12 protein-coding genes are annotated in these 11,789 nt (G+C 37.5%); 3 read left to right on the forward strand and 9 right to left on the reverse strand.

Translation table 11 applies throughout. The features are described from left to right. Nucleotides 1-538 precede the first annotated feature (538 nt). The 7 genes from rplI to B3E00_RS11880 all read right to left on the reverse strand — a co-directional run bounded on the left by rplI (nucleotide 539) and on the right by B3E00_RS11880 (nucleotide 6,727). On the reverse strand, nucleotides 539-982 hold the full coding sequence (rplI, locus tag B3E00_RS11850) for a 50S ribosomal protein L9 (protein ID WP_209578825.1): 444 nt from the start codon (nucleotides 980-982) through the stop codon (nucleotides 539-541). 15 nt (nucleotides 983-997) lie between these two features. Beyond that, nucleotides 998-1,261, reverse strand: coding sequence for a 30S ribosomal protein S18 (rpsR, locus tag B3E00_RS11855; RefSeq protein ID WP_028071347.1), 264 nt, complete (start codon nucleotides 1,259-1,261; stop codon nucleotides 998-1,000). Continuing rightward, on the reverse strand, nucleotides 1,261-1,629 hold the full coding sequence (gene rpsF, locus B3E00_RS11860) for a 30S ribosomal protein S6 (RefSeq protein ID WP_046671750.1): 369 nt from the start codon (nucleotides 1,627-1,629) through the stop codon (nucleotides 1,261-1,263). The genes rpsR and rpsF overlap by 1 nt, the downstream gene beginning before the upstream one ends. A gap of 144 nt (nucleotides 1,630-1,773) precedes the next feature. Then, nucleotides 1,774-2,652: a 4-hydroxy-tetrahydrodipicolinate synthase gene (gene dapA / locus B3E00_RS11865; RefSeq protein ID WP_293885634.1), complete on the reverse strand. Its 879-nt coding sequence runs from the start codon at nucleotides 2,650-2,652 to the stop codon at nucleotides 1,774-1,776. Nucleotides 2,653-2,688: 36 nt separating this feature from the next. Continuing rightward, entirely contained in the window at nucleotides 2,689-4,713 is a 2,025-nt protein-coding gene (gene ligA, locus B3E00_RS11870; RefSeq protein ID WP_293938535.1) for an NAD-dependent DNA ligase LigA, read from the reverse strand. A gap of 119 nt (nucleotides 4,714-4,832) precedes the next feature. Beyond that, nucleotides 4,833-5,864 carry a glycosyltransferase family 2 protein gene (locus B3E00_RS11875; protein ID WP_293885638.1) on the reverse strand — a complete coding sequence of 344 codons (1,032 nt, stop codon included), beginning with the start codon at nucleotides 5,862-5,864 and terminating at the stop codon, nucleotides 4,833-4,835. Beyond that, nucleotides 5,861-6,727, reverse strand: a complete 867-nt coding sequence (locus B3E00_RS11880; protein ID WP_293938536.1) for a lysophospholipid acyltransferase family protein — start codon at nucleotides 6,725-6,727, stop codon at nucleotides 5,861-5,863. Before B3E00_RS11880 ends, B3E00_RS11875 begins: the two co-directional genes overlap by 4 nt. 88 nt (nucleotides 6,728-6,815) lie before the next feature. On the opposite strand from B3E00_RS11880, the gene B3E00_RS11885 reads away from it, so the two are divergent. Both B3E00_RS11885 and B3E00_RS11890 read left to right on the forward strand, forming a co-directional pair. Further along, entirely contained in the window at nucleotides 6,816-7,427 is a 612-nt protein-coding gene (locus tag B3E00_RS11885; protein ID WP_293938537.1) for a WbqC family protein, read from the forward strand. A 64-nt stretch (nucleotides 7,428-7,491) separates the two neighbouring features. After that, nucleotides 7,492-8,178: an outer membrane beta-barrel protein gene (locus B3E00_RS11890; RefSeq protein WP_293886892.1), complete on the forward strand. Its 687-nt coding sequence runs from the start codon at nucleotides 7,492-7,494 to the stop codon at nucleotides 8,176-8,178. Between the two features lies 1 nt (nucleotide 8,179). Here B3E00_RS11890 and B3E00_RS11895 read toward each other — a convergent pair whose 3' ends face one another. Further along, nucleotides 8,180-9,184, reverse strand: coding sequence for a YihY/virulence factor BrkB family protein (locus tag B3E00_RS11895; RefSeq protein WP_209578818.1), 1,005 nt, complete (start codon nucleotides 9,182-9,184; stop codon nucleotides 8,180-8,182). A gap of 35 nt (nucleotides 9,185-9,219) precedes the next feature. Then, entirely contained in the window at nucleotides 9,220-10,986 is a 1,767-nt protein-coding gene (locus B3E00_RS11900; RefSeq protein ID WP_293938539.1) for an AMP-dependent synthetase/ligase, read from the reverse strand. A 268-nt stretch (nucleotides 10,987-11,254) separates the two neighbouring features. On the opposite strand from B3E00_RS11900, the gene B3E00_RS11905 reads away from it, so the two are divergent. Continuing rightward, nucleotides 11,255-11,755 (forward strand): hypothetical protein, encoded by a 501-nt coding sequence (locus tag B3E00_RS11905; protein ID WP_293885648.1) that lies wholly within the window; start codon nucleotides 11,255-11,257, stop codon nucleotides 11,753-11,755. Nucleotides 11,756-11,789: the final 34 nt, after the last annotated feature.

Raw genomic sequence — 11,789 nt, forward strand, 5'->3', positions numbered from 1 at the left:
ATTTGAGACAGCTTCTTTTTTTTGGGGTCTTGTATTTTTTTTAGTTCTTTTTGTGAAAATGTATGCTTTTTATACTATTTTTTTTAAATTAATCCTTTTTATTTTTGATAAGCAGTAGTTTTATATGTTTTTTTTTGTTTTATTGATTTAATCATTCTTTTTATGTTGATTTATATCTATTTTTTGTTATTATATCTATGTTTTTGATCTTTTTGTTTGATTTTTTTTTGTTTTTTTATCAAAAAAATCAATTTCATTTGTAAAAATGGATATTTTTCACTTTCTTTGAATATGAAAAATGAGTAAATATTGATTTTTTAGTTATTACTTGCTTTTTTAGATTTTTTACTCCTTTTTGGGTGGTTTTTTAGATAAAAATGAATTAGATAAAGATTTTCCCTTTCAAATACCCTAGATTATGCCTCGCGTTGCTCTCCGTAACGCGAGTTTTTTTTTTTGAGGTATGCATAAGGTTAGAAACAAAAAACGGCTATCCCAGGGGATAGCCGTTTTTATATTGTTTACTAAATAAATAGGATTACTCAGCAATAACTTCGAAAGGAACTTGAACTTTTACTTCCTTGTGTAAGTTTAAGTTAGCGATGTATTCACCTACTTCTTTAGGTTCTACTTCGAAAGTGATACGACGACGATCAACGTCAAAACCTTTTGCTTTCAATGCATCAGCAATCTGAATACTATTTACTTTACCAAAGATTTTACCAGATTCACCTGCTTTCGCACCAATTGAAAGTTTGATAGCTTCTAATTTACCAGCTAATTCAGTTGCGTCTTTTTTGATTTTGTCTTGTTTGAACTGAGCTTGTTTAATGTTCTCAGCTAAAACTTTTTTTGCAGATTCAGTCGCTTGGATTGCAAATCCTTGAGGGATTAAGTAGTTACGACCGAAACCTGGTTTTACGTTAACGATATCATTTTGCTCACCTAAGCCTTTGATATCTTGTTTTAAAATTACTTCCATTTTCTATCGTCCTCCTTATTTAATTGCATCAGCTAAGTAAGGTAACAAGCCGATGTGACGAGCACGTTTAACAGCTTGAGCTACTTTACGTTGAAATTTCAAAGATGTACCAGTTAAACGACGAGGTAAGATTTTACCTTGATCATTTACAAATTTCATCAAGAAGTTAGCATCTTTATAATCGATATATTTGATACCATTCTTTTTGAAACGACAGTATTTTTTACGGTTGTCCTCTACTTTAGGAGCAGTTACGTATTGGATATTTTCGTTAGCCATTAGTTTGCGCCCTCCTCAGTTTTAGTTTCAGCTTTTTTGTTGAATGCACCGCTACGTTTTTTCTCGTTGTAAGCTTTAGCATGTTTGTCTAAACTTACAGTCAAGAAACGCATAATGCGCTCATCACGTTTGTATTCAACCTCTAATTTATTGATTAATTCACCTGGAGCCTTGAATTCAGTTAAGTGATAAAATCCAGTAGTTTTTTTCTGGATTGGATACGCTAATTTTTTCAAACCCCAATTGTCTTCAGCGACAATCTCGGCTCCGCCTTCTGTTAAGATGTTTTTGAATTTTGCGATTACTTCTTTCGCAGCATCATCAGAAAGCAACGGGGTAAGAACGATTACAGATTCGTACTGTTGCATTGTGTTAATTAATTTTGTTGTTTAAAAACCCACTTTTGTGGAAGTGCAAATGTAGGTATTATATTGTTATGTTGCAAAGCATTAAAACAAAAAAGTTTAGATCTTTTGAGGATCTAAACTTTTCTTAAGTGTATGCTACGGTATTTACTTTATTTTTTTTAATTCTTCTTTTATCGCAGCCCGTGTATTTGTGCTTATACTCACTAAGGGAAGCCGTAATATATCTTTTCCAATACCCAATTCCTGAAGTATATATTTTACGCCAGCGGGATTTCCTTCAATAAAACATAGTTCGGTAATCTCCAATAGTTCTTGATGTATCGATCTAGCGTCGATATAATTCCCCTCGGCACACAGTTTTGTTAAGGTTGCTACTTTTTTCGGTAAAGCATTTCCGATTACTGAAATGATGCCGGCAGCACCAAGAGCCATCATCGGCAACGTAACAGGATCATCACCAGAAATCAGTAGAAAATCTTTTGGTTTATCCCGTAAGATTTCACTGAACTGAGCAAAGTTACCCGAAGCTTCTTTGATAGCAACGATATTTGAAAAATCATTCGCTAATCGTAATGTTGTCTGTGCAGAGATATTGCTCCCCGTACGTCCAGGTACATTGTATAAAATAATAGGCAGGGGAGATGCCGCTGCAACAGCTTTATAATGTTGATAAATTCCCTCTTGAGTCGGTTTGTTGTAATATGGAGAAACGGATAGGATTGCACAAAATCCAGTTGAATCAAAATTTTTAATTTGCTCCACAATCTCAGCAGTATTGTTTCCACCGATACCAGCAACCAAAGGTAATCTACCGTTCACGCGCTTGACAGTAAAATCCCAGATGCGCTTTCGTTCATCATTGGTCAATGTGGCAACTTCTCCAGTTGTACCTAAAGAAACCAAATAGTCCATACCTTCGTTGATCTGCAAGTCAATAAGCTGACCCAATGCTTCGAAATCAACAGATTCATCTGAGTTAAAAGGAGTGACTAATGCTACTCCTGCGCCGTGAAGCTCGTTCATCTTGTCTTTGTGTTTATATTAATTTAATTAAAAAACTTATTTGGGATTAATGAGTTGGAATAGTTCTGTGTCATTAATCATCGGGATACCTAATTTTTCTGCTTTCGCAAGTTTAGAAGGTCCCATTTTATCTCCTGCCACGAGATAACTTAATTTAGCAGAAATCGCTGAAACCATCTTTCCGCCATGACTCTCAATCATTGCCGCTAATTCTTCCCGCGAATGGTTTACGAAGACACCGGATATTAAAAAAGTCTTCCCTTCCAGTGAGTTGCTGGTCAAAACGATTTCTTTTTCCTTAATTTCAAAATTTAAGCCGTAATTTCTTAAAGCCTTAATCTGTTCTTGATGAATCGGATTGTCCAAGTATTCTCTAACGCTTTCGGCAATGCGACGTCCAATATCCTGTACGCTTTCGATTTCTTCTGCTGATGCTTGTGCCAAGGCATCAATATTTTTAAAGTGCAGCGCTAATTTCTTTGCGATCGTTTCACCAACGTGACGTATGCCCAAAGAGAATAGTACTTTTTCAAACGGTTTTTCTTTAGACTTCTCAATGCCTTTCAGCATATTTTCTATGGATTTCTGACCGAAACGTTCCAGCTGCTGTAAGCCTTCCTGATGGTCTTTTAGTCCATAAATATCAACGATATTATGTAATAAACCTTTTTTGAAGAAGTTGTCAACCGTTTCGTCGCCCATACCTTCGATGTCCATCATTTTGCGTCCGATAAAATGCTGCATTTTACCAATAATTTGGGGGGGACACCCCGTTTCATTAGGGCAGTAGTGTACCGCTTCGCCAGCTTGGCGTATGAGTTCGGAGCCACATTCGGGACATGATGTTGGGTAGACAAAGCTTGTTGATCCAGGCAATCTCTTGGTGTAATTAACGCCAATAATTTTGGGTATGATTTCGCCCCCCTTTTCCACGAATACTGTATCATGTTCATGCAGATCCAGGCGAGCAATTTCATTTGCATTGTGTAGGGATGCACGTTTGACGGTAGTCCCTGCCAATAGTACAGGTTGGAGATTGGCAACTGGAGTAACAGCACCTGTACGGCCAACTTGATAACTGATGGAGTTCAATCCGGTTTCTACACGTTCAGCTTTGAATTTATAGGATATTGCCCACCTTGGATTTTTGGCCGTAAAGCCAAGTTCTTCCTGTTGTGCATAATCATTTACTTTAATAACAATTCCATCGATTTCATAGCCAAGATTATGGCGTTCGACCTCCCAATAATCGATAAATGCAAATACATCGCTTATATTGCTACATTTTCTACTATGTTCGCTGACATGGAATCCCCATTCTTTTACATGGTTCAAGCTATTCCAATGGTCGTGAAAAAGATTTGTTCTGTTGTCGCAGTACAAAAAGTAAAGGAAACAGTCTAACGGTCGCTTTGCAACCTCAGCAGAGTCTTGCAGTTTAATCGTTCCGGAAGCGAAATTTCTCGGATTGGCATACGTTGGCTCCGCATTATCTTCGCGCTCTTTGTTCAAACGCAGAAAAGCTGATTTATGCATAAATATTTCGCCGCGTATTTCGAATTGCGCTGGATAAGCTCCTTCTTTGAGTTTGATCGGAATTGATCGGATTGTCTTGACATTGTTGGTAACCACATCGCCCTGCGTGCCATCGCCACGTGTAACAGCCTTACTTAGCTTGCCATTTTCATACGTCAAGCTGATGGATAAACCATCGAATTTTAATTCACAGACGTACTCAAACTGATCGCCGATGATTTTGCGGATACGCTGGTCGAAATCAAGCAATTCCTCCTGACTGTATGTATTACCTAAAGAGAGCATGGGCCAGCGATGTCGTTCCGTTTGAAATCGGGCAGTTATATCCCCGCCAACACGCTGTGTAGGAGAATTGGGATCGGCAAACGCTGGATATTGAGCTTCCAGGGCTTCGAGCTCCTTTAGTTTAAGGTCGAAGTCGTAGTCAGAAATAACACTGTTCGCCAATACATAGTATTGGTAGTTATACTGATTAAGTTCTGCGGTTAAGTCTTTTATCTTTTTTTCAATATCCATCGCCAACATTTTGCAAAATTACAAATAAAAAGTACGTTTAAATAAAATAAATAAAGAATCTTGTTGTAATGACTGCTTTATTTTTAAAATGCGTTTTTCTGCATTTTGTATTTTGGGAAAATAAGATGCTATTTGAAATCACTTGGATTTAGCTGAGAAAATTTATGTTTGCTATTCGTGTAGAAATCCACAATGATTGACTTCTTGTACTGTCCTTTTGTATTTCCCCTGTGGTTGTATTTTTTACGTTTTTTAGCATTTTTAAAAATGTTTAAGAAGAAATACTGATGCGCACGGCTGATTGCCCAGGCATCTTTGGGTTTTCGATCGATAAGGAATTTGGCAAGCGCAGCAAAATCAAACCATAGTCGAATGAAAATAATAAATATCGCTTTGCCTATGGGCAGGTTCTTTTGCAGCATAACCATATTATTCCTAAAATTAAGATAGGTTTTTTTGGGATTGCTAGCGTTGAGCGTTCCGCCTCCAACGTGGTAAACGATAGATTTGGGGCAATAGCCAATTCCATAGCCCATCTTTTTCAATCGCCAGCACAAGTCAATTTCTTCCATATGCGCAAAGAAATCTTCATCAAGACCCTCCGCCTCCTTCCAGGCTTCCGAACGGATAAAAAGTGCAGCTCCAGAGGCCCAAAAGATCTCTGATTCCTCCTCGTACTGTCCTTCGTCGTCTTCTACTTCATGTAGAATCCTTCCTCTGCAGAAAGGAAATCCAAAGTAATCCAAATATCCCCCAGCTGCTCCAGCATGTTCAAACTTCTGCTTATCATGGAATGAACGTATTTTAGGCTGTGCAGCTGCCAAAGAAGGGTTCCTTTCCAAGTATTCTATGACAGGTTCGATCCAATTTTGACTCACTTCAACATCCGAATTGAGCAACACATAATAATCTGCTTTTACACGCTGCAATATCTTGTTATAGCCGCCTGCAAAGCCATAGTTTTGATCATTTTCGAGAATTGTAATGGTAGGATAATACTGTCTCACAAATGAAATTGAATCATCATCGGAGGCATTGTCACCAATTACAAATTCGACATTTGGGTATGAGCTATTATAAACAGATGGTAAAAATTTTTCTAAAAAAAATCGACCATTCCAATTGAGGATAACAACAGCTACTTTTGGTAATTTACTCATTTTCTACGTTTTCTTTTCCAGCGGTTATGTGACCATAACCAATATTCTGGGGTTTCACGGATAAGCTGCTCAGCGATCTGATTATGTAAATTGGTTATCTCATGTTCTCCAAAGCCGCTTGGCTCTTCGAGTAAAGTGAAAAATTTACAGGAATAATGACCTCTTTTAGGTTTTCTGTTGATTGAACAATAAACGACCGGCGCTTTACTAATTCGAGAAAGCCTTTCGGCTCCGGTATAGACCAATGTCTCTTGATTTAGCCAATTAATAAAGTAATCGGAATCCGAATATAAAGGGGTTTGATCGGCGACCAGTATGCTAACATTGGGTTGGCCCTTTAATTTTACGATATGACGGAGTATCTGTTTCATAGGTACCATTTCGGCTCCAAACCGGCCCCGCATGCCATTGTAAACCGTGTCAATATCTTTGTTATTGAGTGGTTTGTATACAATCAACGTTGGAAAGTTTGTGATTAAACTCAAACGATGTATACCGAGCTCCCAGTTGGCATAATGCGATGTTACCCCAATGACATTCTTGCCGGCCTCAAGGTGTCTTGTCAATTCCTCCTCATTTTCCAACATCATTCTTTTCTTCACTTCCTCAGCGGTAATTGTTTTCAATTTGATCGACTCGACAATGAGGTCCGGAAAAAAACGGTAAAACTTTTTAGCAATAACAAGTCTCTCTTTATCCGTTTTTTCAGGAAAAGCATTTTTTAAATTCTGAAATACAATATTCTTTCTATATTCTATGATATAATAAAGTATGTAATAAAGCCCATCGGAGATCAAATATAGAAACCAATAGGGGAGAAGAGATATAATATAGATTAATGCGTTTAACGCTCTTTGTTTCATGCTATAGCTAAAATTCCCAGTTGTTCTTTACAAATATCCTTAATTTAAGTTATTTTTGCGTCACTTATAACAAAAATCATCAGTTTTTATGGAATCGCAGTTATTACTTCCTTCATGTTATCTTCCACCGATATCTTACTTTCATACGATACAAGAGCATAATCTTCCTTTAATCATCGAGAAATATGAGCATTTTCAAAAGCAAAGTTATCGTACAAGGGCACGTATTGCTTCTGCGAATGGTGTGCAGGATTTGATTGTACCGATTCAACATGGCAATAAAGATCGTGTTCCGATGAAAGATATTCGTATAAGTTATGAGTTTGACTGGCAGCGTCTACATTGGCTAAGTATTCAGACTGCTTATCGTAGTTCTGCTTATTTTGAGTACTATGAAGATGATTTTATACAGTTTTACGAAGCAAAATTCGACTATCTCGTGGATTTTAATGTGGCGCAGTTGGAACTTCTTCTTAAATCTATCAAGCTTAAGCGCGCTGTGAATTTTACCCAAGAGTATGTGGCAGCTCCAGCGGATACGATCGATTATCGTAATGCTATACATCCCAAAAAGGAAAGTGTAATGGCTAATCCAAAAGAGTATTATCAAGTTTTTTCAGATAAGAATGGATTTTACCCGGATCTGAGTATAATCGATTTGCTCTTCAATCAAGGGCCGCAATCAAAAAGTTATCTATAATCAGCCATATTTTTTGAACAAAATACGTTTTATATTGTTGTTATTCAGTATAAAACGTATTTGAATGAAACGAATCCTATTAAGTTTTATTTTGCTAAGTGCTATTTGTGCCAGTGTTTTCGCTCAAGGGGGCGTTGACACGATACATTATAGAAAAGTATACTATTGGGGAACGACGGGCATGGGGTTTCCGATCGGAAAAACCAAAGAGATACTTTCGCCAAAATTTTCTGGAAGTATTGGCTTGGATATTTCCCTGAAAGATCCAAAGTTTTTTGTATCTCCCACACTTTATACCCTTTCATTTAAGTACAAACAACCCTTGATTGATCCCGATTTCGAATATCGCATAGAAGATGCCAATACTAATTTCTATACTTTATCATTTTCTGGAGGTATCAGGAAACAGATGCGCCGACTAAACATGTATGGTTTTGCAGGGCCTGGTATTGGTCTGACAAGTGAGCCGAGAGCACGTGTGCTTGCGGATCAGAAGCTTGTTAAGATGGAGAGTAAAAATCACCTGAATTTCTCCAGTAAAATAGGCGCTGGCGCAGACTACAAGTTTAATGGATTCTTTTTAGGTTTGGAGCTCGGCTATCTTCATAATTTTAGAAAAATACAGAATATACCTGTCAATATCTTCACCGTCATGGTAGGATTAAAATCCGATATTACACAGATTGGAGACAAAGTCATTGATGTCATCGGTATAGATGGTTCCATCAGCGGAAAAAAAGACAAAAAGTAAATTATTGTTTTAAGATCTGAATGGTATCTCCGACGTGTGCTTCAGCATCGCTTCCTATTTTTTTAACTTTTTCTGTTTGTTCGACCGCTACTGCAAATGCGGAAGGTACAATGCCTGAGCCAAATTTAATGGCATAAAATTTAGTGAATTCTGCGCCAAAGTACAATATAGCAGCGGAATAGTAGATCCATAATAGCATGACGATAATGGATCCTGCAGCTCCATAAAAACTAGCCGTGGATGAAACGTTGAGATAGATTGAAATACCATATCTACCCAACATAAAAAGTAATCCTGTAAAGATGGCGCCGCCGAGCATATCTCTGAATTTTACTTTAGCATCGGGGAGGAAAGAAAAGATATATCCAAATAAGATGACTATGACTGAAAAGGTGATGCCTGTATTTACCCAAGAAATAAGGGAAATTGGAATGAAGGGGAAATACGTCATCACTAAATTGGTCACTGCGACAATAAGCCCATTGATCATCAGTGAGGCAATGAGTAAAAATCCCAAGGCAATAACAATAGAAAAAGATATCAATCTGTTGATGATCAGTTTCAGCCATCCCTTTTTCGGCTTGGGTTTTACTTTCCAGATATTATTGATCGAATCCTGTATATCTACGAATAAGGTCGTGGAAGATAGGATCAATGTAACTATACCTATCGTGATTCCCATATTGGATTTATTTTCGAATGTGATCTTCTGGAGATAAGACTGGATCTGGGTGGTAACATCCTGGCCAAAAAGTACCATGACCTCTTCCAACACCTGATCTTGAGCCGAAGATCCGCTTTGAAGATGTTCACCGTAAAAGAACCCTATACACCAGATCACGATCATAAGAAGTGGTCCGATCGAGAAAACCGTATAATAAGCAAGTGAAGCACTCTTTTTCATGCATTTGTCATCATTAAATCCATTAAATGCATCCACTAAAACATGCCAAATGTCTTTCCAATAAACGAGTGTAAATAAATCTCTCAGTGTAACGTGCTTCATAATACGATGATTAATCCCAATAATCGTGCAAATTGTTATTCTTGGTTCTGTTCCTGATACAATTTGTCGATTGCAGTTTCGTTCTCTTTTAAAATAATCTTTCGCTTTAAACTCAATTTTGGGGTTAATTGACCGTCATTAATTGTCCATTCCTTTGGAAGTATAATGAATTTCTTAACAATTTCCCAATGTCCAAAATTAGTGGATAGCCGGTTAATTTCATCCTGATATTTTTGGATTACTTCTGAGTTTTTAATGAGTTCTTCATTTGATGATGGGTTAATCCCTTTTTGGCTTGCCCATTTAGACAGCACATCAAATGCCGGAACGATTAAAGCTCCAGGAAATTTTCTGTTTTCGCCAAAAACCATCACTTGTCCTATTAAAGTGGATTCCATGAGCTTATTTTCAATGGATTGTGGAGCGATATATTTGCCGCCGGCAGTTTTGAACATTTCCTTCTTGCGATCGGTGATTTTAAGAAAACCATCGGCTGTGATTTCTCCAATATCACCTGTTTTGAAAAATCCTTGATCGTCAAAAGCTTCTTTGGTAGCATCTTCATTTTTGTAATAGCCTATGGTAATACTCGGGCCTTTCACTAGGATTTCTCCGTCTTCAGCGATCTTTACCTCTAAATTTTTAAGGGGTTTACCCACAGTTCCAAATTTTAATCCATTTGGTAAGTAAGAATTGACAGCGATTACGGGAGAAGTTTCAGTCAGCCCATATCCTTCAAGTACTTTAAGTCCAGCCGCCCAAAATACACGCGCTAACCGTTCTTGAAGGGCAGCGCCGCCGGACACGATAATCTTAATATTTCCTCCAAGCGCTTCTTGCCATTTTGAGAATATCAATTTTCTTGCAATCGCAAGTTTAAGATTATAAAGCGCTCCATTATGTTCAGGTTCTTGGAATTTCAAACCTAAATTAACAGCCCAGAAGAAGATTTTCTTTTTTACACCTGTTAGCGCTTTCCCCTTTTCAATGATCTTGTCATATACTTTTTCCAGTACTCGAGGTACGGTGGTGAATACATCTGGTTTAACATCGTTGATGTCCGCAACAACATTGTCTAGATTTTCCGAAAAATAAATCTGAATCCCTTTGGAATAGTACATGTAGACTACCATCCGTTCAAAAATATGGCATAAAGGTAGGAAGCTTAATGCCGTTTTGAAGTCAGCCCGGATCAGGTGGTTGCAAGCCAAGACATTACTGTACACATTTTTGTGTGAGAGATAGACTCCCTTGGGACGCCCAGTGGTTCCTGAAGTATAGATCAAAGTTAACAGATCATCTTCCGTTACAGCATCGCGAAATGGAGTTAAATCGGTGATGTCATCTTTGGTAGTTTCGATGAATGCTCTTAGGTGCGTATAATTTTCGATAGCATCAAATGTATACAATTGTGGGTGAATTCCATGCTCGTTGATCGCTTGTTCAATACGGTCTGTTAACTCCCTGTTGCTAACAAATAGGATGTTTACATCTGAATCATTTACAATGAATGAAAGGTCCTGCGCAGATAGGGTAGGATACAGGGGCACGGTTGCAAGGCCTATTTGGTTGCAGGCAAAATCAACTAAATTCCATTCAGGTCTGTTACCGGACATAATTCCTACCCGGTCACCTTTCTTGAGCCCGAGCTTCAGTAGTGCCCTGCTTAAGGAGTCAATAGCATCTGTGTATTCTTTGGTAGAATACGTTTTCCATTGGCCATTTCCATCGCGACCCGCTACCATAATGTCCTTTGCGTAATTTTCTTTATATAAGGTTATAAAGTCAAAAATTCTGCCCATATCACTTGAGTTTATTGGTTATTACTACATGCTGTATTGTCTTAAATATAAAAAAAATATCAGAAATAAAGTTGGAGAATTTGGGATTAATGTCATAACAATTCAAACATTATGTCGTTATAGCTGTGATGTAAAGTTTATTTTACTTAAAATGTCTTTCTAATAGAAGGTTTGATAAATAGTCTTCAGGATATGCAATTGTATTGCATATAAAAAGCATTTTATCTATGTTTGGAAAAAAGGTAAAGCAAAAAAGCGTACGATTTTTATGAAGAAAATATTTTTAGCCGTTAGTGGAATGCTGATGTTTGGTGCATTATCCAATAGAGCGTTAGCTCAATTGGACAATAGAGGCGCTATTGGTGGACGATTTGGGTCCGCTCAGGGAATTACTTATCGTCATACGCTTAATTCGGATCATGCATTGGAAGGTATCATGAGTATTCAGAGCAATTCTGACTTCCGCCGTTTCCGTGTCGTAGGCTTATATGAAATATATAAACCGCTGGCTGCCGGATTCAATTGGTATTATGGTTTTGGCGGTAGCGTCGGTTCTTTTAAAGAGAAAGATAAAATTTTCGATGGTAAACGTCAGTCATTTGATTCACAGCTCAACCTGAGTATTGATGGTATTGTTGGAATTGAATTTAACGTTCCACAATCACCATTTCAGATCTCATTGGATGTAAAACCTTACTTTGATTTTCTAAATGAATCGAGTATCAAATTATTTGACCCGGTCGGTTTTTCAGTAAGGTATAAATTTTAATGAAAAAATAATAGCGGAAAACTCCGCTATTATT

It is taken from the genome of Sphingobacterium sp. UBA5996, assembly GCF_002429765.1.
Lineage (GTDB): Bacteria > Bacteroidota > Bacteroidia > Sphingobacteriales > Sphingobacteriaceae > Sphingobacterium.

Bases quoted from the DNA above. Each gene is read 5' to 3' on its own strand.
- B3E00_RS11900 (WP_293938539.1), bottom strand. From the start codon at position 10,986: ATGGGCAGAATTTTTGACTTTATAACCTTATATAAAGAAAATTACGCA.
- B3E00_RS11890 (WP_293886892.1), top strand. From the start codon at position 7,492: ATGAAACGAATCCTATTAAGTTTTATTTTGCTAAGTGCTATTTGTGCC.
- dapA (WP_293885634.1), bottom strand. From the start codon at position 2,652: ATGAACGAGCTTCACGGCGCAGGAGTAGCATTAGTCACTCCTTTTAAC.
- B3E00_RS11885 (WP_293938537.1), top strand. From the start codon at position 6,816: ATGGAATCGCAGTTATTACTTCCTTCATGTTATCTTCCACCGATATCT.
- B3E00_RS11875 (WP_293885638.1), bottom strand. From the start codon at position 5,864: ATGAGTAAATTACCAAAAGTAGCTGTTGTTATCCTCAATTGGAATGGT.
- B3E00_RS11880 (WP_293938536.1), bottom strand. From the start codon at position 6,727: ATGAAACAAAGAGCGTTAAACGCATTAATCTATATTATATCTCTTCTC.
- ligA (WP_293938535.1), bottom strand. From the start codon at position 4,713: ATGTTGGCGATGGATATTGAAAAAAAGATAAAAGACTTAACCGCAGAA.
- rpsF (WP_046671750.1), bottom strand. From the start codon at position 1,629: ATGCAACAGTACGAATCTGTAATCGTTCTTACCCCGTTGCTTTCTGAT.
- B3E00_RS11895 (WP_209578818.1), bottom strand. From the start codon at position 9,184: ATGAAGCACGTTACACTGAGAGATTTATTTACACTCGTTTATTGGAAA.
- rpsR (WP_028071347.1), bottom strand. From the start codon at position 1,261: ATGGCTAACGAAAATATCCAATACGTAACTGCTCCTAAAGTAGAGGAC.
- rplI (WP_209578825.1), bottom strand. From the start codon at position 982: ATGGAAGTAATTTTAAAACAAGATATCAAAGGCTTAGGTGAGCAAAAT.
- B3E00_RS11905 (WP_293885648.1), top strand. From the start codon at position 11,255: ATGAAGAAAATATTTTTAGCCGTTAGTGGAATGCTGATGTTTGGTGCA.